This window comes from Corallococcus sp. EGB (genome assembly GCF_019968905.1).
Classification (GTDB): Bacteria; Myxococcota; Myxococcia; order Myxococcales; family Myxococcaceae; genus Corallococcus.
On record NZ_CP079946.1, the window covers coordinates 9016067 to 9037054 of the forward strand.

General features: G+C 71.5%; 21 protein-coding genes. 9 read left to right on the top strand and 12 right to left on the bottom strand.

What is annotated here, in order from left to right; genetic code table 11:
- Nucleotides 1–74: 74 nt before the first annotated feature.
- From KYK13_RS36850 to KYK13_RS36865, 4 genes are all read right to left on the bottom strand, one after another.
- A complete protein-coding gene (locus KYK13_RS36850) occupies nt 75–1193 on the bottom strand; it encodes an aldo/keto reductase (protein WP_223639664.1) in 1119 nt (372 codons plus the stop codon).
- Between the two features lie 99 nt (nt 1194–1292).
- On the bottom strand, nt 1293–1877 hold the full coding sequence (locus KYK13_RS36855) for a TetR/AcrR family transcriptional regulator (RefSeq protein WP_223639666.1): 585 nt from the start codon (nt 1875–1877) through the stop codon (nt 1293–1295).
- Between the two features lie 62 nt (nt 1878–1939).
- Complete coding sequence (locus KYK13_RS36860) at nt 1940–3736, bottom strand: amidase (RefSeq protein WP_223639668.1); 1797 nt, start codon at nt 3734–3736, stop codon at nt 1940–1942.
- A gap of 47 nt (nt 3737–3783) precedes the next feature.
- Nucleotides 3784–4503, bottom strand: coding sequence for a sterol desaturase family protein (locus tag KYK13_RS36865; RefSeq protein WP_223639670.1), 720 nt, complete (start codon nt 4501–4503; stop codon nt 3784–3786).
- 129 nt (nt 4504–4632) lie between these two features.
- On the opposite strand from KYK13_RS36865, the gene KYK13_RS39165 reads away from it, so the two are divergent.
- Nucleotides 4633–5484, top strand: coding sequence for a hypothetical protein (locus tag KYK13_RS39165; protein WP_304504077.1), 852 nt, complete (start codon nt 4633–4635; stop codon nt 5482–5484).
- A 15-nt stretch (nt 5485–5499) separates the two neighbouring features.
- Here KYK13_RS39165 and KYK13_RS36875 read toward each other — a convergent pair whose 3' ends face one another.
- From KYK13_RS36875 to KYK13_RS36890, 4 genes are all read right to left on the bottom strand, one after another.
- Complete coding sequence (locus tag KYK13_RS36875) at nt 5500–5979, bottom strand: hypothetical protein (protein ID WP_223639673.1); 480 nt, start codon at nt 5977–5979, stop codon at nt 5500–5502.
- 82 nt (nt 5980–6061) lie between these two features.
- Nucleotides 6062–6871 (bottom strand): hypothetical protein, encoded by an 810-nt coding sequence (locus KYK13_RS36880; RefSeq protein ID WP_223639676.1) that lies wholly within the window; start codon nt 6869–6871, stop codon nt 6062–6064.
- Nucleotides 6872–6926: 55 nt separating this feature from the next.
- Nucleotides 6927–7367, bottom strand: coding sequence for a group II truncated hemoglobin (locus KYK13_RS36885; RefSeq protein ID WP_223639678.1), 441 nt, complete (start codon nt 7365–7367; stop codon nt 6927–6929).
- Between the two features lie 7 nt (nt 7368–7374).
- A complete protein-coding gene (locus tag KYK13_RS36890) occupies nt 7375–8259 on the bottom strand; it encodes a 5'-3' exonuclease H3TH domain-containing protein (protein WP_223639680.1) in 885 nt (294 codons plus the stop codon).
- A gap of 251 nt (nt 8260–8510) precedes the next feature.
- On the opposite strand from KYK13_RS36890, the gene KYK13_RS36895 reads away from it, so the two are divergent.
- The 3 genes from KYK13_RS36895 to KYK13_RS36905 all read left to right on the top strand — a co-directional run bounded on the left by KYK13_RS36895 (nt 8511) and on the right by KYK13_RS36905 (nt 10857).
- Nucleotides 8511–8876, top strand: coding sequence for a DUF4398 domain-containing protein (locus tag KYK13_RS36895; RefSeq protein ID WP_223639682.1), 366 nt, complete (start codon nt 8511–8513; stop codon nt 8874–8876).
- Nucleotides 8877–8933: 57 nt separating this feature from the next.
- Nucleotides 8934–10139, top strand: coding sequence for an OmpA family protein (locus KYK13_RS36900; RefSeq protein WP_223639684.1), 1206 nt, complete (start codon nt 8934–8936; stop codon nt 10137–10139).
- Nucleotides 10140–10263: 124 nt separating this feature from the next.
- Nucleotides 10264–10857: a GNAT family N-acetyltransferase gene (locus KYK13_RS36905; RefSeq protein ID WP_223639686.1), complete on the top strand. Its 594-nt coding sequence runs from the start codon at nt 10264–10266 to the stop codon at nt 10855–10857.
- On the opposite strand, the gene KYK13_RS36910 is transcribed toward KYK13_RS36905, so the two are convergent.
- On the bottom strand, nt 10858–12915 hold the full coding sequence (locus KYK13_RS36910) for a S9 family peptidase (RefSeq protein ID WP_223639688.1): 2058 nt from the start codon (nt 12913–12915) through the stop codon (nt 10858–10860).
- A 48-nt stretch (nt 12916–12963) separates the two neighbouring features.
- Nucleotides 12964–13485 carry a hypothetical protein gene (locus KYK13_RS36915; protein ID WP_223639690.1) on the bottom strand — a complete coding sequence of 174 codons (522 nt, stop codon included), beginning with the start codon at nt 13483–13485 and terminating at the stop codon, nt 12964–12966.
- A gap of 414 nt (nt 13486–13899) precedes the next feature.
- On the opposite strand from KYK13_RS36915, the gene KYK13_RS36920 reads away from it, so the two are divergent.
- The 4 genes from KYK13_RS36920 to KYK13_RS36935 all read left to right on the top strand — a co-directional run bounded on the left by KYK13_RS36920 (nt 13900) and on the right by KYK13_RS36935 (nt 16981).
- Nucleotides 13900–14982 (top strand): AI-2E family transporter, encoded by a 1083-nt coding sequence (locus tag KYK13_RS36920; RefSeq protein ID WP_223639692.1) that lies wholly within the window; start codon nt 13900–13902, stop codon nt 14980–14982.
- Nucleotides 14982–15596, top strand: a complete 615-nt coding sequence (locus KYK13_RS36925; protein WP_223639695.1) for a DedA family protein — start codon at nt 14982–14984, stop codon at nt 15594–15596. Before KYK13_RS36920 ends, KYK13_RS36925 begins: the two co-directional genes overlap by 1 nt.
- A gap of 278 nt (nt 15597–15874) precedes the next feature.
- Nucleotides 15875–16372 carry a hypothetical protein gene (locus KYK13_RS36930; RefSeq protein WP_223639698.1) on the top strand — a complete coding sequence of 166 codons (498 nt, stop codon included), beginning with the start codon at nt 15875–15877 and terminating at the stop codon, nt 16370–16372.
- Nucleotides 16373–16387: 15 nt separating this feature from the next.
- Complete coding sequence (locus tag KYK13_RS36935) at nt 16388–16981, top strand: sensor histidine kinase KdpD (protein ID WP_223639701.1); 594 nt, start codon at nt 16388–16390, stop codon at nt 16979–16981.
- A gap of 10 nt (nt 16982–16991) precedes the next feature.
- Here the strand turns inward: KYK13_RS36935 and KYK13_RS36940 are convergent, their stop codons facing one another.
- Nucleotides 16992–18440, bottom strand: a complete 1449-nt coding sequence (locus KYK13_RS36940; RefSeq protein WP_223639704.1) for an FAD-binding oxidoreductase — start codon at nt 18438–18440, stop codon at nt 16992–16994.
- 128 nt (nt 18441–18568) lie between these two features.
- Nucleotides 18569–19900, bottom strand: coding sequence for an adenosylmethionine--8-amino-7-oxononanoate transaminase (gene bioA, locus KYK13_RS36945; RefSeq protein ID WP_223639708.1), 1332 nt, complete (start codon nt 19898–19900; stop codon nt 18569–18571).
- A 279-nt stretch (nt 19901–20179) separates the two neighbouring features.
- Between bioA and KYK13_RS36950 the strand changes: the two genes are divergently transcribed.
- Nucleotides 20180–20977 (top strand): acyl-CoA desaturase, encoded by a 798-nt coding sequence (locus tag KYK13_RS36950; RefSeq protein WP_223639710.1) that lies wholly within the window; start codon nt 20180–20182, stop codon nt 20975–20977.
- Nucleotides 20978–20988: the final 11 nt, after the last annotated feature.

Sequence of the window (20988 nt, forward strand, 5' to 3'; positions counted from 1 at the left end):
CCGCGTTCCGTCCGCCATGCACCCGCCTCCCGTCACAGGGCCTCGAGCAGGGGCGGGGGGACGCGGGGTGCCCCCTACCCGGCCCGGGGTGCCACGCCGGTGAAGACCGGCGGCGCGTAGCCCGCGGGCTTGTCCCCCACCGCGGCGTTGCCGTGCAGGTTCAGCTGGTAGGGATTGGTGAACATGCCGTGGGGGAACGGCGCGGGCGGCGCGCTGGCCTCGTCCAGCTGGCGGCGCAGCTCGGCGGGGAGGGTGAAGTCGAGCGCGGCGAGGTTGCCGTCCAGTTGCTTGGGATTCGTGGCGCCGATGATGACCGAGCCCACTCCGGGCTGCGTGGCCACCCAGTTCAGCGCCACCTGGGACATGTCCCGGCCCAGCTCCTTCGACACGCGCTCCAGCGTACCGACGATGCGCCAGTTGCGCTCGGTGAAGAGGCCCAGCTGGTTGCCGCCGATGGCGGAGTTGAGGCGGCCATCGCCGTGGGCGCCGGCCTCGCTCGGCCGGTATTTGCCGGAGAGCAGCCCCGCGCCCAGCGGGCTCCAGGTGGTGATGCCCAGGCCCAGCGTCTGGGCCAGCGGCACGTACTCGTGCTCCAGGCTGCGCTCCACGAGCGAGTACTGGAGTTGCAGATTGATGAGCGGCGTGAGCGCGTGCGCCTCCGCCCAGGTCTGCGCGCGCGCCGCGTACCAGGCCGGCACGTCGGACAGGCCCGCGTAGCGGATCTTCCCCGAGCGCACGAGGTCGTCGAACGTGCGGACCACCTCCTCCGCCGGAGTGAGCCGGTCCCACGTGTGCAGGAGGTACAGGTCGATGTAGTCCGTGCGCAGCCGCTTCAGGGAAGCCTCCACCGCGCGCATCATGTTCTTGCGGCTGTTGCCGCCCGCGTTCGGGTCCCCCGGCTGGGTGCTGTTGTACGAGTACTTGGTGGAGATGACGACGCGGTCCCGGCTGCCGCGCTCCTCCAGGAACTTCCCGATGAGCGTCTCACTGGTGCCGTGCGTGTAGAGGTCAGCGGTGTCCACGAAGTTGCCGCCCGCGTCCAGGTAGCGGTTGAACAGCGTCCGGGACATGTCCTCCGTGGAGCCCCAGGGCCCTCCGTAGGTCCCGTCCTTCCCGAACGTCATCGTGCCCAGCGACAGCGGGCTGACGCGCAGCCCCGAACGGCCCAACAGGTAGTAGCGGTCCATCGACATGGTGTTGCTCCCTTCCAGCGGAATATCTGGACTGAACAATCCAGATTCAGGCATGCGAAGACGTCACGCGGGGCTTCCCGCGGCGAAAACCGGTGGGTGCTACTGGGCCTCGAGGCCCGCCAGCGCGAAGTCCACGACGGCGCGCAGGGTTTCCGGCGGGGTGCCGGCCTTGGCGCTCAGGCGCAGCCCGCTGATGGTGGACAGGAGGAAGGTGGCGGCGACGCCCGGGTCCAGCCTGGGGTTCAGCTCGCCCTTGCGCTGGGCATCCTTCACGACACGCTCCAGCGTGCCCTGGCCCAGGGCGCCTCCGGTCTTGAGCAGCGTGGCGACGTCCGCGTCCACGTGCGCGAGCTCCGCCGTGGCGTTCACGAAGAGGCAGCCCCGGGCGCGCACCTTCTGCGTGCCATTGGGGATGGAGAGGAGGTACTCGCGGATGGCGCCCAGGGGCGACGGGCGGGAGCGCAGGCACTCCATCAGGTTGGCGCTGTACTCCGCCTGGTAGGCGCGCAGGGCCTCCAGGTAGAGGCCGTGCTTGTCCCCGAAGGTGTCGTACATGCTCTGCCGGCCAATGCCCATGGCGCGCAGCAGGTCGTCCGTGGAGGTGGCCTCATAGCCCTGCTCCCAGAAGACCTGCATCGCCCGGCGCACCGCCTCGTCGCGGTCGAACTCCTTCGTGCGTGCCATGCCCCCTACGTAATGATTCTGGACTGACCTGTCAAACAAACCCGCCCGGGGGACCCGGGTGGCTAGAAGCCGGGCGGGCGCTCGCCGGCGACGCCGGAGGCCCGTTCCAGCGCGATGCCCACGCGGCCCAGGGTGCCCTCGTCGAAGAGCTGGCCGATGAGCGTCACGCCGTGCGGGACGCGGCGCGGGGTGGCGAAGGTGGGCATGGGGCGCTTGGGGTCCGGGGCCCAGTCGCTGCGGGCCTGGGACACCTCCACGAAGCCGGTGCGCAGCGTGAGCGACGGGTGGCCCGTATGGTTGGTGATGGTGAGGGCCTCGTCGCGCAGCGAGGGCACGAGCAGCACGTCCACCTGCGACATGATGCGCGCCATCTCCTGGGCCACCTTGCGGCGCAGCCGGTCCGCCTGGACGAAGTCCACCGCGGAGAGGAAGCGGGACTGGCGGAAGAGGTTGGGCCACGCGTCCGGCGTCTGCATCTTCAGCGCGTCCACGCCGTGGCTGAGCGTGAGCTCCTCGAAGGCGGCGGCGGCCTCCGCGAAGAGGATGACGTTGAGGGCGGAGTACGGCCAGTCGGGGAACTTCACCTCCACCGGCGTCAGGCCCAGCCCCTTGAGCGTCTCCAGCGCCTGGCGGTCCACGTCCGTGGCGGGGTTCTCCTTCATCCACGCGGGCACGTAGCCCACGCGCAGCCCCTTCACGGGCGCGTTCGCGTCGAAGTCCAGCTTCGCGGGCACGCTCGCCACGTCGCCCGCGTCCGGTCCGTTGAGCGCCGCGAGCACCAGCAGCGTGTCCTCCACCCCGCGCGTCATGGGCCCCAGCTTGTCCAGCGACCAGCACAGCGTCATCGCGCCCGTGCGCGGCACGCGGCCGTAGGTGGGGCGCAGGCCGGTGATGCCGCAGCGCATGGACGGCGACACGATGCTGCCGCCCGTCTCGCTGCCCAGGGAGAAGCCCACGAGCCCCGCCGCCGTCGCCGCGCCCGGCCCCGCGCTGCTGCCAGAGGAGCCCTCCTCCAACAGCCACGGGTTCTTCGTCTCACCGCCGAACCAGATGTCGTTGAGCGCGAGCGCCCCCAGGCTGAGCTTCGCCACCAGCACGGCGCCCGCCTGGTGCAGCCGGGCCACGGTGGTGGCGTCCGTGGTGGGGACGCGGTCGCGGAACGGCTCCGCGCCGTAGGTGGTGCGGATGCCCGCGGTGTCCACCAGGTCCTTCGCTCCCCAGGGGATGCCGTGCAGCGGGCCCTTGTAGCGGCCCGCCGCGATGTCGCGGTCCGCCTGCCGCGCCTGCTGGAGCGCCAGCTCCTCCGTCAGCGTGATGACGCACTGGAGCTTCGGGTCGTGGCGCTTCAGCCGTGCAAGGTAGAGCTGCGTGAGCTGCTCGGACGTGATGGCGCGCGACTCCACCCAGCGCGACAGCTGCGTGAGCGGCGCGAAGGCGATGTCCTCCTCCTTCGCGGGCAGCGGCACCTTCGTGGCGCGGCTGCGCACGAAGCGGTCCTTGGGAGGCGCGGTGGGCTTGAGCCCCGGCAGCGAGGGGTTCCACTGCGACGCGGGCGACAGCGTGGGCTCCAGCGCGAGCTTGCGAGGGCCGGCGCGGCGCTCGTGCAGCGGGGCCAGGGACACGCGCCAGTTGCTGGCGGCCTGGGCGCGCTCGGCGGGCGTGAGATGCACCTGCATCAGCTTTTCCGCCTCCGCGAAGGTGGTGGGGGTGACCTCCGGCCCCACCGTGGGGCCCGCGCCGAAGGTGGGCGGCGCACCGGCCGGCGGCGTGGACGTGCCCGCGTCCGGCGCCGCGGAGACAGCGGTGCTCGCGAGTCCAATCACGGTGTGGGTCAGGAACTGCCGACGCGAGCTGGCCATGGCGCAACCTCTCGGATGGAGCGAAGGGAGCGCCAGTGTGCCACCGCCTACGAGCGGTGCACGTCGCGGAAGGCGAGCATGTCCCCCAGCCGCTGCTCCTTCGCGTCATCGAAGCCGCACGTGGCGTCCCAGGTGGCGGGGTTCTCGTAGGTGCCGAACAACATGTCCCAGAGGGGGAGGTCGCCGTAGTTGTTCTTGTGCTTGCCGTACTCGTGGTGGATGCGGTGCATCTCCGGCCGCTGGAAGAACCAGCCCACCCAGCGCGGGGTGCGGATGTTCGTGTGATAGAAGTATTCGCCCAGCGCGCAGCAGGCCGTGTAGATGGCGCCCGCCGCCGGACTCAATCCCAGCACCGTGTAGACGAGCAGCCCGCCAATGAGGCTGTTCGCCGTCATCTCCAGCGGGTGCTTGTAGAAGCTGGTGATGACCTCCAGCCGCTGCGGGCTGTGATGGATTTGATGGAAGAACCGCCAGAGCACGTCGCTCTCGTGCCGGGCGCGGTGCCACCAGTAGAAGACGAACGTGGCGATGAGATAGGCCAGCACCCCGCCCACCACCGGGTTCACGTGCTGGGACAGGTGGAAGAGCGAGGACGCGGAGAACCACCGGTCCCAGGTGAAGCCGCCCAGCACCACCACCCCCACCTGCGCCAGGTTGATGAGCACCACCCGCACGTGCCAGCCGCGCACATGGGGCAGCTTCCACCCCAGGGACAGCTGTTCAATGAGCAGACAGAAACCGGCGATGAGGATGAGCCAGGGCAGCATGGAAATCCCTCGGAGAAATCAGGCTGGCTCCTCATACGAATGACGCGCCCGGAGATGTCTAAATGCCTGACGGACACTGTCACCTGAGAGGCTTGGGACGGGAGGAATGGAGCTGGCATCCTGGCGGGCATGGCTCGGAACAGCACCCTGACGGCGCGGTTGGGCTACATCGACACGCAGGCCACCTTCGTGCAGGCGGCGCTGCTCGCGGCGCATGGAGCGGGTGCGCGAGCGGGAGGCTTCCGCGTGTCGGACGTGCGCTTCTACTTCCTCTTGTTCACCAACTGGGTGGAGCACGACGTCACCCGGCCCTCGCAGGACATCGACCTGACGCAGGTGCGGCGGACGCTGGAGCGGCTGGTGCGCGCGGGCCACGCGGAGGCGAGCACCAGCGCGCCGGTGAAGGGAATGCCCCGGGGACGGCGGTACGTGCTCACCGGCGAGGGGCTGTGCGCGCTGTCGGAGGGGCTGGCCGCGCGGGAGCGGGCGCCGCTGGAGGAGGCGCTGTTCGTGGTCTGCTTCGCGGCGAGCTACCGGGACGCGGTGCTGTCGCGCGTGGAGGGACGGGCCCGGGCGCTGTCTCCGGCGGTGCGCAGGCGCGTGGAGCGGGCGTTGGATCCGCTGCGGCTGGTGAAGGAGGCGCAGCGCACGGCGGCGGCGGTGCTCGCGGACCTGGAGGAGCGCGTGGAGGCGGGCCTGCGATACGAGGAGCAGTCCCGCGAGGCCATGGCCCGCGCGGAGCCCGTGGCGGACGTGGTGCGCGCGCTGGAGGCAGCGGGTTCGTACCAACTGCACCGGGTGCGGCCGCTGGGCGAGGTGCTGCTCGCGTTGCCGGAGGACCTGCGCCAGTTCGAATTGACGGAAGGCATGGGCCTGCGCTCGCGGCTGCTCTTCGCGCCCCTGGCGGAGCGGGCGCGGGCGGAGCACGCGGTGCTGACGCGGTTGGAGGCGCGGCTCACCGCCGGCAAGGCGCCAGGGTGAGCCGCGAGGTGGTGCCTAACGCAGCGCCCGGGTGAGGCGCGCGCCCAGGGCCAGCGCGAGGCCGTCCTCGACCAGGCCCGCAGCCACGTTCGGCACCCGCAGCCGCTGCGTCAGGAGGTGGCGGAAGCCATAGAAGACGTAGCTGGAGGCGATGGCGGCGGCGGCGCCAATGAGGGCGAAGCCAAGCCTCGCGCCCTTGCGGTCGCGCGATGCCGCGGCGCCGGTGATGGCCCCCGAGAGGACGCGGCCCGTCAGGATGGGGAAGGCGGTGCGCGCCGGCGTCGCGGGAGACTTGTCACCCACCAGCTCGCCGAGCGCCAGGAGGCCCAGACGCCGCGCCGTCCGCTTCGAGGTGAGGCCCGGCAGGGCCCGCTTCAGTGCGCGCGTCGGCTTGCGCGACAGCTCCTGCGCGAGGAACGCGGGCGCCGTCAGGCTCCGCATCCCGGCCAGGACGCCGAAGCCCGCAGCCGTCCAGACATCGTTGTTCGTTCGCATGGATTCCAACCCCCAACTGGGTGGTGAAAACTGGAGGTTGGGGGCGCCGCGCCCGTGCGGCTACCACCGGGCGGGCAGGCGCTCAGGCGGCCGGGGGGACGTCCGATCCGGAGGGCTTCGGCGTGCGGAGCAGCCAGCCCGCGAGCAGCGAGCCCAGCGCGGACACCAGCGTTCCGCAGTTCTCATACACATGCATGGGGAGCACGCCCCATACGAGTCCCAGGACGCCCAGGCCCAGGAAGGCGCGCCGCACCAGGGTTCGGTCCCACACCGTCGTCGCGACGGTCGTGGCGAAGTAATAGAGGGCCGCCGCTCCGAAGACCTGGACCCAGGGCACCAGGGGCCGCACGGGCCACCACGCCACCATCTCCAACCTGTCGAGGAAGCCATCCACCGGTGGGGGGTGCAGGCCGGCTCCTCCCGCCAGTTGATCAGCGGTGAGCCCGTGGAGCATGAGCCGCGTGTCATCCGCCAGGACGAAGGAGACGGCTTGAAGCAGGGTCGCCAGGGCCAGCACCGTGAACATCCGCCCCTTGGGCGCGGGAGGGGCGACGGACGCGCGCTGCAGGCGCAAGGCCTCCAGGTGCTCCGGAGCGACCTCCAGCGGGTGCGGATAGGACAGGCTCAGCATGGCCTGGGTCGCGGCGATCCTGACGGACGTGCCCTGCCCGTCCAGCAGCCGCTTCGCGTCCTCCCTCGACAGCAATGACTGCAACGCGGGCGCGAGCGCCGCCGGATCCGCGGACTGCGAGAGCTGACCGATGATGGCATTGAGGTGGCCCGCCTTCAGCGCGCGCTCGGAGTCGTCGGGGTCACGCAAGGCCTCCTCGAACAGCGGCACGAGCTCATCGACAGAAGGCGCGACGGGGGACGGCTGTAATCGCGTGCTCATGGCGTGAGTCTACGCCGGGCCGGCGCCATTCGTATCCAGTTGGACTCCGAGGACCTCACCCTTCCGTGTTGCGAAGGAAGTCCGCCACCTGCGCGAAGCGGTCATCCAGGAAGCCTCGCAGGCCGCCGGTGACGCCGCGCTTGTCCATGGCCTTCTGCATGCATCGCAGCCACGCGTCCCGCATGGCCGTGTCCACCGGCAGGTGGCCGTGGCGCATGCGCAGCCGGGGGTGGCCGTGCGTCGCGCTGTAGTGCTGTGGCCCACCCAGCCAGCCCACCAGGAACATGCCGAAGCGCTGGCGCGTGCCGCGGTTCACCTTGCCCTGCGCGTCCAGCTCGTGAATCGACGCGAGCGCGGGCTCCTCCGCGTCCATCACGTCGTAGAAGGTCTCCGCCAGCGCGTGGACGGCCTCCTCGCCGCCCATGCGGGTGAAGGGGGTGTCGTCCAGCGTGGGGACCCAGCCGTCCGCCGGCGGGGGCTTCAATTCCATGCTCATGTCTTCCTCATGCCGCCCAGCGCCTTGGCCGGCGCTGGAGGCTCTTCAATCCCAATCCTTCACAGAACGCCTTGAAGCGCGCTTCCGGCACGCCCTTCCACTCCAGGTCCGCGAGCGACGCCGTGCCCGGCAGCGGCGCGTCCTCCACCAGGGTGGCCAGCGTGCGGTACAGCCGCGCGTCCTCGCGGTGCGCCTTCAGCGTCGCCGCCAGCTTGTCCGCGCCCCGCACCTTCACCGTCCACTCCTCGGCGGAGTCCGGGATGGCTTCCAGCTTCCCATACGCCTGGAGCACCGCCGCCGCGCCCTTCGCCCCGAAGCCGGGCAGCCCCGGGATGCCATCCGCGTCATCGCCCATCAGCGCCAGCAGGTCCGGCACGCTCTCCGGCGCCACGCCCAGCTTCGCCTTCACGCCCTCCGCGTCCATCACCTTCTGCTGCCGCCGGTCCACCTGCACCACGCGCTGGCCGCGCACGCACTGGCCCAGGTCCTTGTCCGGCGTGAGCAGGCGCACCTGCTCCACCTCGCCCGCCCAGCGCGCCGCCGCGGTGGCCAGCGCGTCATCCGCCTCCTGGTCCTTCATGGACCAGACGCGCACACCCAGCGCCGCCACGGCCTCCTCCACCAGGTCGAACTGCGCGTGCAGCTCCGGAGGCACGCCCTCGTCACTCTTGTAACCGGCGAACAGCGCGTTGCGGAACGAGCGGATGGGGTTGTCGAACGCCACCGCCACATGCGTCACGGCCTCCTCTTCGTCGTGCAGGAGGGCGAGCAGGGAGTCCATCACGCCGGCCGTGGCCTTCACGTCGCGCCCATCCGGCGCGGTGGTGCCCGGCCGGGGCGAGTAGTGGGCCCTGTACAACTCATACGTGCCGTCCACGAGGTGCAGGCGCATGTCCCCCCTCTAGCGTCCCTGCCGCCGCACGGCCAGCAGCCCGTGCTCGGGCGCTCCAGGGAGTGGCCCTGCGCGGCGTCTCCCGCCTGTGCGCCTCGTTCCCTACACGACGCCTGTCAACCCCCTTGGCCAGCGTGCCTTGTGGGGACGGGTCGCCGATGCCGACGGGGGGCACACCGCCCATCTTCTGAGCCGACTCCCTCTGGGCCGCGCCGGAGCGTCCCAGCGTTTCCACCGGCATGAGGTGATCCATGCGCCCGAAGCTGTTCGCCGCCACCCTGCTCTCCGTCGCGGCCCTTGGCTGTGCAGGAGGCAGGCAGGTGATTGCTACGTCCACCCATCAGCAGCGCGTCCAGGCGGAGGCGGCGCTCCGCTCGGCGGAGAACTCGCAGGCGCCGAAGGTGCCCGAGGCCGCCCGGCATCTGGAGTACGCGCGCCAGCAGATCGCCGATGGCGAGCGGCTGATGCGGGACGGTGAGCAGGAGGCCGCGGAGCTGCGGTTCCGCCAGGCGGCCGCGGACGCGGACCTCGCGGCGGCGCTGGCCCGCGCGGTGCCCATGAAGGACGAGGCGCGGCGGGCCTCCGAGCAGGCCGAGTCCCTGCGCCGCGGTCAGTGAGTCCCCCACCTCTAGCCTTGTGAGGAGTGAGTCATGCAGCGTTGGAAACTTGGATGGTTGGCGGTCGCGGGAGTCACCTCGCTCTCCGTGGGGTGTGCCCATGGTCCGCCGCCGAGCGAGCTGACCGCGGCGCGCCAAGCCTACCACGAGGTGGCCAGGAGCCCCGAGGGACGCGAGCGCCCCGCGGACGTGGCGGCGGCCCGGGCGGCCCTGCAGGAGGCGGAGAACGAGTACGCGGAGAGCAAGGGTTCGGTGAAGACGCGCTCGCTGGCGTACGTGGCCTTGCGCAAGGCGGAGATCGCCCAGGCGCGCGGCGAGGCGGACCTGGCCGCGCAGCAGCGGGCCCAGGCCGAGGCGCTCCTGCGTCAGGAGCAGGAGTCGCGCGCGCAGCTGCTGGCGCGTCAGCAGGAGGAGGAGCGCGCGAGGTACGAGCAGCAGCGCCAGCAGTATGAGCAGCAGCGTCAGCAGTACGAGGCGCAGCGCCAGCAGTACGACGCCCAGCGCCAGCAGGAGGCGGAGCGCCTGCGCACGGCGGACGCGCAGCAGCGTCAGCAGTTGGAAGCGGAGATGCAGCGGCGCACGGAGCAGCAGCAGGCCGAGGCGCAGCGGCTGGCGGAGCTCAACCAGCAGCTCCAGCAGCGCACGCAGGAGCTGGAGCAGGAGCGACAGGCGCGGCTTCAGGCGGAGCAGCGCGCGTCGCAGGCGCTGACGCGGCTTCAGGACCAGAACCTGAAGGTGCGCGAGGAGGCGCGCGGCACGGTGGTGACGTTGTCGGGCAGCGTGCTGTTCGCGACGAACGCGACGGAGCTGTTGCCCGCGGCGCGCGACCGGCTGTCGGACGTGGCGACGGCGCTGAAGCAGTCGAACAGCCCGTTGCTCATCGAGGGTCACACGGACGCGCGAGGGTCGGCGGAGTACAACGACCAACTGTCGGAGCGCCGCGCGGAGAGCGTGAAGAACTTCCTGGTGAACCAGGGCGTCCCGGCGGACCGCATCGAGATCCGGGGCATGGGGAAGAGCCGCCCGGTGGCCTCGAACAGCACGGCGGAAGGCCGCGCGAACAACCGCCGCGTGGAGATCGTCGTGGAGCGCAACGTGGCGGGAGCGCAGCCGTCGCGCACGGGAGGCGTGGGCGGCAGCGGCACGGAGGCGAAGCCGCACGGAGCGGGCATCGACCACCAGAGCCCCCAGCCCGAGCAGGGCACGGGCGACGGTTCCGCGCAGCAGCAGGTGCCCCAGCAGCCCATGGACCACGGGCAGTAGCGCACGCTCGCGCGCCTTGCGCACGAGGGTCTCCATCCCGCTTGGATGGAGACCTTTTTCTTTCCGTGCTTCAGGCACGCATGTCCTAAAGGGGGGCGCGTAACCCCTGAAGCCCGGCTCCGCCATGACCGACAAGTCGCCCGTCCTGCTCACCACCGAGCGCCTGCACCTGATGCTGCTGCCGCCTGACGCGGCGGAGCGGGTGCTCGCGTACCACGTGGCCAACAAGGACCACCTGGGCCCGGTGTCTCCGGCCCGCCCGGCGACCTTCTTCTCCACCGCCTACTGGCGCACGCGCCTGGCCCAGGACCGCGAAGACTTCCGCCATGACGTGTCCCTGCGCGTCTTCCTCCTCCCCAGAGGCCAGCCTCTCGCGCTCTCTCCCGTCATCGGCAACGCCACGCTCGCCCACATCCGCCGGGGGCCGCTCCAGGCCGCGGACCTGGGCTACGGCCTGGATCACCGCCACGAGGGCAAGGGCCTCATGACCGAAGCCCTCCGCGCCTTCTGCGACTTCGCCTTCAGCGCCATGGGCCTGCACCGGCTCCAGGCCAACCACCTGCCGGAGAACCTGCGCAGCGCCGCCGTCCTCCGCCGCCTCGGCTTCATCCCCGAGGGCTACGCCCGCGACTTCCTCCTCATCAACGGACAGTGGCGCGACCACGTGCTCAATTCGCTCGTGGCCCCCGGCGAGCCCGGCCTCCGCGGCGGCCCCTGATCAACGCGCGGGCGCACGCACCCGCGGCTTCGGCTCCGCCGCCGGCAGGTTCTCGTCGAACCAGTCCAGCGTGCGGATCAGCCGGTCCTTCTGGTGTTCGGGCTTGCGCAGGCCGTGGCCTTCGTCCGCGTAGATGACCAGCTGGGTCTTCACCCCCAGCGTCTTCAGCGCCTTGTAGAACTCGTAGCCCTGCGACGCGGGCACCTCCACGTCCCGCTCGCCGTGCAACACCAGCGTGGGCGCCTTCACCTGCTTCACCCCGTTGATGGGCGAGGAGCGCGTGTACACCTCCGGCTCGTCGTACACCGAGGCCCCGAAGTACGGCAGCATCCACGTGTCGATGTGGTTCGTGCCGTAATAGCTCTGCCAGTTCGCGATGCCCGCGCCCGCCACCGCCGCCTGGAAGCGCTGCGTCCGCGTCACCGCCCACATCGTCAGGAAGCCGCCGTAGCTCCACCCCGTGATGCCCTGCCGCGCGGGGTCCACCGGCGCTGACGCCAAGACGGCATCCAGCCCCGCCAGCACGTCGTCGAAGTCCCCGTAGCCGAAGTCGCGGCGGTTCGCCTGCACGAACGCCTCACCCTGGCCGTAGCTGCCTCGCGGGTTGGGCATGAACACCGCGTAGCCTCGCGCCGCGAACAGCACCACCTGCGGATTGAACCCCGGCAACACGCCCGCCGCGGGCCCCCCGTGCACCACCGTCACCATGGGCGCCTTGCGGCCAGACGCGTCTGGCACCGGCAACACCAACCAGCCCTGCGCGGACTGCCCCTCGCGCGTCCACGTCACGCTGCGCACGTCGCCCACCGTGACGCGCACATCCGCGTTGAGGCGGGTCACCTGCTTCCACGCCCCCACCGGCCCCGCCCATACCTCCGGCGCCTGGGTGATGGCGTCGCGCACCACCGCGCTCGTCACGCCGTCCCTCCCCAGCGACACCGCCACGTGCTCCGGCCCCCGCCACAGCGTCGTCACCTCGCCGCCGCGCGGTGACACCGCCATCAGCGCGGCCTCGCCCTGCGCCTGCGCCGCGAACACCAGCCGCTCCGCCTTGGGCCAGAAGAGGTCCGTGGCCGTCGCCTTCATCCCTTCCGTCACGTCGCGAGCGGGCGGCACCTTCGCGGGCAGCCGCGCCTTCTCTCCCAACCGCACCTTCGCCGCCAGCCGCTCCGGCACCGACACCACGAGCACGTCCCCCCCCGTGCTGCCCTCGTCGCTCATCAGGCCCTCGATGAACGCGAGCTGCCTGCCATCCGGACTCCACGCGGGCTTCGCCACCTGCCACCGTGGCACGTGCAACAGCGACGTCTCCCCCGACCCGGCCTCCACCGCGTACACCCGCGCGGTCCACCAGTTCGCATCCCCTGGCGGCTGCGACGCCACCACCGCCACGCGGGCGCCGTCCGGGCTCCACGCGTACTCGTGGATGAACAGCCCCGCGGGCGACACGAGCCGCAGCTTCGCGTCCTCCACCGTCACCGTCGCGAAGCGCTTCACCGGCGGAGACGCCTGCACCACGCCTGTCTCTCGCGCCGCCGGGCCCCGGGGCCCCAGCGCGTCCTCCGCGCCCTCGATGACGAGCAGCCCCACGGACCTCCCATCCGGCGACCACTTCGGCGCCGCCACCACCCCCGTCACCGTGGTGAGCCTCCGCGCGGGCCCGCCCGCTCCAGACGCGTCCGCCACGTAGAGCTGCCGCGCGCGGCCCTCGCCCGCCGTGGACAGGAACGCGAGCTGACGGCCGTCCGGGCTCCACGCCAGCGACCCTTCCGCGCATGGCGCGCCGTCATCCGACGCGGTCACCCGCACCGGCGCCCGCTCCGGATGCGCCAGCTCCCGCACCTGGAGCCGCGCGGCGTCCTCGGTCCCCGGCACCGACTCCACCCAGGCCACCCGCGTGCCGTCCGGCGACAGCGACACCTCGCGGATGCGCACCATGCGCTGGAGCGCGTCGTACGTCGCGCTCACCTCCACCCTCGCGGGCGCGGGCACCGCCCCGGACGCCAGCGCGCCCCACATCCAACAGCCCACCGCCACTGCCAGGGTTGCCGCTCGCATCCGCCGCCTCCCGAAAAGCACCGGGGCAGAGTCTAACGAACCGCCCGCTCAGTGCAGCTGCGTCGGCAGCATGGGCAGCCCGTGGAAGAAGCGCCGTCCACTTTCGAAGCGATGGTGGAAGGTGACGCGCTGATCCAGGTACAGCCGCGCCATCTCCTCCTCGCCGTACGCGCGGAAGAACGCGGCGCGCGCTTCATCACACGCCCGCTCGTACTCCACGCACAGCGCCTCCCACTCCTCCGGTGGCAGCTCCCCCTCCGGCCAGCCCTCGCTGGTGAGGCCGTACGAGCGCTCCATCGCGTCCAGCTCCCGGGCCCGCATCCGCACGCGCGGATCCTCCGCGATGGCCTCGTCCGCCATCGCCGTGAGGATGTGCGCCACCAGGAAGAAGCCCGCGTCCGGCGGCACCGCGCCCGCGTCCCGCGCGCTCCGGAACGTCACCAGGAGCTGCGCGTCCATCTCCTCGCCGCCCAGCTCCGCCAGCTTCTGCGCCAGGCCACGCCACCGGGCCTCGGTCTCCAGGGCCTCGCGCCGCACCCCTTCCAACTCCTGCTCGCCCGTCTTTTTCATGGTGTCCTCTCCGGCCCGCGAAAGTCCCTTCCCACGAAGGTTCCCACCCTCGTCTGACGCTCGGACCCGGCAAACCGCGCAGTCCCATTTTTCCAAGACGTCCCGGCGCGTCAGGTGCCGGACGCCCAAGCGCGGCGCCGTCGCATGCCGGACGCGCACCTGTCCGCGGGGGGACGGACGGCCCGGCGGCCAGGCCGGGCATTTCGGGGCTGCCCGGGTGACGAACCACACGGCCGGTGATTGCGTCCGGCAACGTCCCTTCGCCAAGGCCGGGTGTCACCCGCAGGACGCTTGGGCCGCGCGCGGCGCCCACTCGCGCACTTGGTGGATGCCGGTGGTTGCCGACAGGCCCGGGAGGACGCATCCGCAAGACATGGGGCCCGAAGCCGGTGGCCCGTCCCGGGAGCCCTGCCGGTGTCCGAATCCGTCGTCCCACCGCAATCGAAGTCCCAGGTGTCGCTCCGCACGGTGCTCACCGTGTGCTTCGGGGTGCTGGGCGTGCTGGTCCTGGTGGTGCTCGTGGCCAGGACGCGCCTGGCGCTCACGCTCACCGGCATCGCGGCGCTCATCGCGCTGGCGCTGGAGCACGGTGTGTCCCGCCTGGAGAGGCGCGGCCTGAAGCGGTGGATGGCCATCGCCCTGGTGCTGCTGGCGCTGTTCATCGCCATCGTGGCGCTGGGCCTGCTGGTGATTCCGAACCTGGTGGAGCAGGTGGACGCGCTGGTGACGCAGTGGCCGCACCTGTGGAAGCAGGTGCGCGCCACCGGACTCCTGCGCGCGCTCAACCAGCGGCTTCAGAGCCTGGGCTGGAATGAACGGCTGGAGGAGGCCACGCCCGCGCTCGCCGGCCCCCTGCCCTCGCTCCTGATGAGCGCCATTGGCGGCGTGGTGGGCCTGCTGGGCGGCATCGTCACCGTCTTCTTCCTGGTGGTGTTCATGCTGGTGTTCGGCGGCGGCGTGCTCAAGCGCCTGCTCGACCTGGCCCGCCCCGACCACCGCCTGCGCTACGTGCGCGTGCTGCGCAACATCTACAGCGCGACGGGCGGCTACCTGTCCGGCATCACCCTCATCTGCGCCATCAACGCCACGCTCACCACCACCATGCTGGCGGTGCTGGGCATGCCCTTCTACCTGCCCCTGGGCGTGGTCAGCGGCTTCTCCAGCCTGGTGCCCTACGCGGGGCCCATCGTCGCGGGCGGCATCATCACGCTGCTCACGCTGGCCACCGGCGGCCTGTGGAAGGCGCTGGCGGTGTTCATCTACTTCCTCCTCTACGGCCAGCTGGAGGGCAACGTGATGGCGCCGCTCGTGTTCAAGCGCACCGTGCACGTCAACCCGCTCCTCACGCTGCTGGCGGTCCTCTTCTGCGTGGAGCTGGCGGGCATCGTGGGCGCGGTGGTGGCCGTGCCCGTGGCGGCCACCGTGCAGATCATCGTCCGCGAGGTCCTCCTCTTCCGCCAGGAGCGCCGCGCCGCGGCCGTCCTCCCCGAGCCCTGATGAGCCACTCCCCCCTCCAGCTCCTGCTGATGCACGGCTCTGTCCCGCTCATCTTCCTGGTGCTCGTGGCCGGGGGGCTGGGGCTGCCGTTCCCGGAGGACGTGGTGCAGCTGGCGGCGGGCGTGCTGTCGCACCGGGGCGCCATGCCGCTGCCGGTCGCCCTCGCGCTGTGCTTCGCGGGCGTGCTCAGCGGGGACACCGTCCTCTTCCTCACGGCGCGCCGCCTGGGGAACGCCCTGTACACGCACCGGCGCACCCGCCGCCTCTTCCCTGCCGAGCGCCGCGAGCGCATCCAGCGGCTGTACGCGAAGCACGGCTCCCGGGTCGTCTTCTTCGGCCGGTTCATGTCCGTGCTGCGCGTCCCGGTGTTCGCCATGGCCGCGGCGGAAGGGATGCCCCTGCGCCGCTTCCTCTTCTGGGACGGGCTGGCGCTGTGCCTGAGCTCGCCCCTGGTGGTGATGCTGGGCTACGTGGGGTCCGCGAGCGTGGACCGCGTGGCCAGGGGCGTGGGCCGCGTGGAGCACTTCATCGCGCTGGCCGGCGTGGCCGCCCTGCTTGTGGTGCTCGCGGTGCGGCATGTCCGCGAGAAGCGGCAGCCTCGCCCGTCCCCCTGAGTCGCGCACGGGGCGGTCCCCACCACCCCACCCGGGAGTGAAGCAAGCAAGCTCACACCGGAGGCGCCGCTCGGGCCGGTGGACACCTGGCCGCAGAGCCTGCGCACGACCGTCAGCCTGTGCCTGTCCTCCACCTTCCCCATCCTCATCGCGTGGGGGCCGGAGCGCGTGCAGCTCTCCAACGACAGCGACCGCCCCATCTGCGGCGCGAAGCCCCCGGAGTCCATGGGCCAGCGCTTCCGCGAGTGCTGGGCCACGGCGCTGGCGGCGGTGGGCCCGTGTTCGAGAAGGCGGGCACGGGCACGGGTTCCTCCATCGAGAACCAGCGCATGTTCCTGGACCGGCACGGCTACCTGGAGGAGGCCTTCATGACCTTCTCCTTCAGCCCCATCCGCGACGAGTCCGGGGGCGTGGGCGGCCTCTTCCACCCCATCGCGGAGGTGACGGAGAAGCTGCTCAGCGCGCGGCGCACGCAGACGCTGCGCGAGCTGTCCGCCCTGCTGGGCAACGTGAAGGCGGTGGAGGACATCGGCGCCGCGCTGACGCAGTTGCAGCCGGACACCGTGCTCGACACGTCCCCTTCCTCTTCTTCTACCGCCGCGATGAGTCCGCCCCGCGCGTCCGGTGGGTGTCCGGCATGGGCCTGCCCCCGGGCACCGCGTGGAGTCCGGAGGCGGCGGATGAGCCCCCGGCGCGCCCTGGATGACGCCTACCGCAACTTCTACGAACAGCTCCAGGCCACGGTCACCCACGCCGTCGTCAGCGTGCGCGCCTAGGAGTCGCTCGCGGACATGGACGCGCCGCTGCCGCCGACGCAGCGCGCGCGCCAGGAGCTCACCCACCGCAACGCGCTGCGCCTGCTCGAGCTGGTCAACTCGCTGCTGGACGTCTCACGCATCCGCTCGGGCAAGCTCGAGCTCCACATGGAAGAGAGCGGCCCGATGGAGCTGGTGCACGAGGTCCTCGACGTCTTCCACGAGCAGATGGAGCAGGCCCGCTGCGTCCTCCAGCTGCGGGCGGAGCTGGGCCTGCGCGTGTGGTGGGACCGCTCGCGCGTGCAGCAGGCGCTGACGAACCTGGTGTCCAACGCCATCAAGTACGCGCCGGGCACGGCGCTCGACATCGGGCTCAGGAGGCACCGCGACCGGCTCATCCTCTCCGTGTCGGACGGCGGCCCGGGCATCCCGCAGGAGCACCAGGACCGCGTCTTCGAGCGCTTCGAGCGCGGCGGCCCGCCCCGCTCCGTGCACGGCCTGGGGCTGGGCCTCTTCATCGCCAGGCAGATCGTCGAGGGCCACCCTGGCAAGCTGGTCCTGCGGAGCGCCCCCGGCCAGGGCGCCACCCTCATCATCGACCTGCCGCTCCCGCCCAGGGTCCAGGCCTGAGCCCGGGCCCTCAGTGTTTGACGCTCGGGGGCTGGACCGGGCCTGGCTGGATGTTCTGGTTCACGTGGAAGAGGTTCTCCGGGTCGTACTTCCGCTTCACGTCCACCAGCCGGGGGTAGTTGTCGCCGTAGGTGGCCCGCACGCGCTCCTGGCCCTCGTCCATCATGAAGTTCACGTAGGCGCCGCCCGCCGAGTACGGATGCAGCGCGCTCCAGTACTCCTTCGCCCAGGTGGTGATGTCCGCCGCCCGCTCGGGTGACGGGTCCACCCCGACGATGACCTCCGACCAGCGCGCATCGCGGAAGCGGAAGGCGGTGTCATGCGGGCCCACGCGGTGCACCGCCCCGTCGATGGGGTACAGGTGCATGGTGGACTGCATGGACGGCAGCCGCTGCGCGAAGGAGATGTGGCGCTCGATGGCCGCGTCCGGCAGCTCGCGCACGAAGTCCGCGCGCCAGTACCATTGGTGCCCCGGCGGATAGAGCGCGTCGAAGGCGGTCTGCAACAGGGGGAAGGGCATGGCCATCACGCCGTGCAGCGCGGGCTGCATCGCCAGCACGGGCGCGAACGTCTCATCCGCGCGCGAGGGATGGCCCGTGTAGCACCACACGATGCCGCACATCTTCTGGAGGTGGAGCTCCTCCGGGAAGGGCGGCGCGGGCGGCACGGTGATGAAGACGAAGAAGCCGTTGAGCTCCTCCGGCGCGGCCGGGAGGAACTCGCGGTACCAGCGCATCACCTCCACCGCGCGGTCCAGGGGCCAGAGCGTGGGGCCTCCGACGACGATGTCCACGGGGTTGGCGCGGAAGAGGAACGACGTCACCACGCCGAAGTTGCCGCCTCCGCCGCGCACCGCCCAGAACAGGTCCGGGTGCTTGTCCGCGCTCGCGGTGACGAAGCGGCCGTCCGCGAGCACCATGTCCACGGCGAGCAGGTTGTCGATGGTGAGGCCGAAGCGGCGCGTGAGGTAGCCCAGGCCGCCGCCCAGCGTGAGCCCGGCCACGCCCGTGGTGGAGATGATGCCGGAGGGCACCGCGAGCCCGAAGGCGTGGGTGGCGTGGTCCACGTCCCCCCAGACGGCGCCGCCCGCGACGCGCACCGTGCGGGCCTCCGGGTCCACGCGCACGCCGCGCATGCGCGACAGGTCGATGACCAGCCCGTCGTCCACCAGTCCCAGGCCACCGCCGTTGTGGCCGCCGCCGCGCACGGCCAGGGGGAGCTTGCGCTCGCGGGCCAGGGCCACCGCGGCGATGACGTCCGCCACGTCCGCGCACCGGGCCACCATGGCCGGGCGCTTGTGGATCATCGCGTTGTACAGCTGGCACGCCTCCGCGTAGTCGATGTCCCCCGGCTGGATGAGCGCGCCGCGCAGCTGCGCCCGGAACAGCTCCACGCTGTCCGGCGTCAGCCCGGCGGGCAGGCTGGGGCCTGTCTGCGGGCGATGGCTTTCGAGTGTCACGGCGATTCCCTCCTCCAGGAGACGGCACCGGCACGGCGCCTGCCCCAACGGATGCGCACGCGGAAGGTCCGCGTGGCACCGGGAAGCAGGAGGGGGCTTCCCGGCACGCGCCGCCAGCAAGGGCCGCCTCAGCCCGCCGCCACCTCGCGCAGGCTGTCCTCCACGCCCTGCAGCAGCAGGTCCAGGTCCGCGTCCGGGATGGTGAGCGCGGGCGCGATGTAGACGGTGTTGCCCATGGGGCGCAGGTAGAGGCCGCGGCGGCGGGCGGCCTCGTACACGCGCCAGCCGCTGTCCGCGAAGTAGCCGCCGCCGCCCAGGTCCACCGCGCCCACCATGCCCACCGCGCGCGGGCGCTCCAGTCCGGGGAGGGTGGCGGCCATGCGCTCGAAGGCGGCCTTCACGCGCGGCGCCTTGCGCTGCACCTGACCCAGCACGTCCTCGTCCCGGTACACGGCCAGCACCTCGCGCGCCACGGACGCGCCCAGCGGGTTGCCGCAGTACGAGTGCCCGTAATAGAGCGCCCGGTCCTTCGCCCCCAGGAAGCCCTGGAAGATGCGCTCGGACGCGAGCGTGGCGGCGAAGGGCATGAGGCCCCCGCTGAGCGCCTTGGCCAGGCACAGGAGGTCCGGCACCACGCCGGCCAGGTCCACCGCGAAGCGCGCGCCGGTGCGGCCCAGGCCGGTGAAGACCTCGTCGGCGATGAGGAAGGTGTCCACCGCGCGGGTGGCCGCGCGCACCTCGCGCACGAAGTCCGGCGACGACATCCACATGCCCGCCGCGCCCTGGATGACGGGCTCCAGGATGACGCCGGCGATGCCGTCCGGATCCGCCGCGAGCGCGGCCTTCAGCTCCTCCAGGGCGCGCGCGTGGCCTCCGGCTTCCGCGGGGGACGGCACGTGCACCACGTCGAAGAGGAGCGGGCCGAAGACGTCGCGGAACTCATGCACGCCGCCCACGCTGGTGGAGCCAATGGTCTCGCCGTGGAAGGCGCCGGTCAGGGTGATGAAGCGGGTGCGGCGGGGCCGGCCGTTCTGCGCCCAGTACTGCGCGGCCATCTTGATGGCCACCTCCACCGCGGTGCTGCCGTTGTCCGAATAGAAGACGCGCGACAGCTTCTGCGCCGAGGGCACGTCCGCCCGGTCCGCGCCCGGGGCCAGCGCGGTCAGCTCCGCGCCCAGCCGGGCCGCCGGGCCGTGGGTGATGCCCGCGAGCGAGACGTGGGCCAGGCTGCCCAGTTGCTCGGTGAGCGCGCGGACGAGGCGCGGGTGGCGGTGTCCCAGGGTGGACACCCACCACGAGCCATTGGCGTCCAGGTAGCGCCGTCCGTCCGCGTCATGGAGCCAGACGCCCTCCGCCCGGACGATGACGAGCGGATCCGTCTTCGCGATGTACGCCTCCATGGCGGTGTAGGGGTGCCAGACATGCTGCTTGTCGAGTCCGACGAGGGTGGCCCGATCCACGGTTGAAGGCTCCTGGGCGCACTGAGGGTGACGCGCCGCATGCCCTTCTGCCCTCCCCGGGGGCGGCCCGCAACGTCGCGGTGCGACACGGGAGATGGAGATGAATGGCTGGCCGCACCGCGCCTTATCCACCAGCGGACAGGCGTGGGGAGGGGGACGCTCAGTGGCGTGCGTCCGCTGTGGAGGGGGGATGGGGAGACGGTGCCGGTGACATGGGGAGCGCTGACATTGCCGTGACAGGGGGGGTGTTAGCCCTGTGTCTGTAAACACGGGAGAGTCATGGCCATCATCATCTTCTTCATCAGTCACTGGCTGCTCTGCGTCTTCTTCCAGAGCTTCTTCCAGCACCGTTACGCGGCGCACCGGATGTACAGCATGGGTCCGCGGACGGAGAAGGTGATGCACCTGCTCACCTACCTGGTGCAGGGCTCGTCGTACCTGTCGCCGCGCGCCTACGCCATCCTGCACCGCGAGCACCACGCGTACTCGGACACGGAGAAGGATCCGCACTCGCCGCACTACTTCAAGGACGTGCTGCGGATGATGTGGCACACGAAGGAGCGCTACTCCGGGCTCGTGACGCGGAAGATCCAGCCGGAGCCGCGCTTCGACGGTGGCTTCCCGGAGTGGAAGCTGGTGGACGAGACGCTGGGCCAGTCCTGGTGGGCGGTGTTGGGCTGGGTGGCGCTGTACACGGCGTTCTACGTGACGTTCGCGACGTCGCCCTGGATGTTCCTGCTGTTGCCCATCCACTTCGTGATGGGGCCGGTGCACGGCGCCATCGTGAACTGGTGCGGGCACAAGTACGGCTACCGGAACTTCAAGGGCGCCGACAAGTCGCGCAACACGCTGCCGGTGGACGTGCTGTGCATGGGTGAGCTGTTCCAGAACAACCACCACAAGTACGGCAGCAGCCCGAACTTCGCGGCGCGCGCCTTCGAAATCGACCCCACGTGGCAGGTGATGCGCGTGCTGTCCAAGCTGGGCGTCATCCGCATCACCACGCCCCAGCGCGCGGTGTACCCGGAGCCGCGGGAAGTGGCGCGGCAGAGCGGCGCCGGAGCACAGGTGGCCTGACGTAGGATCCA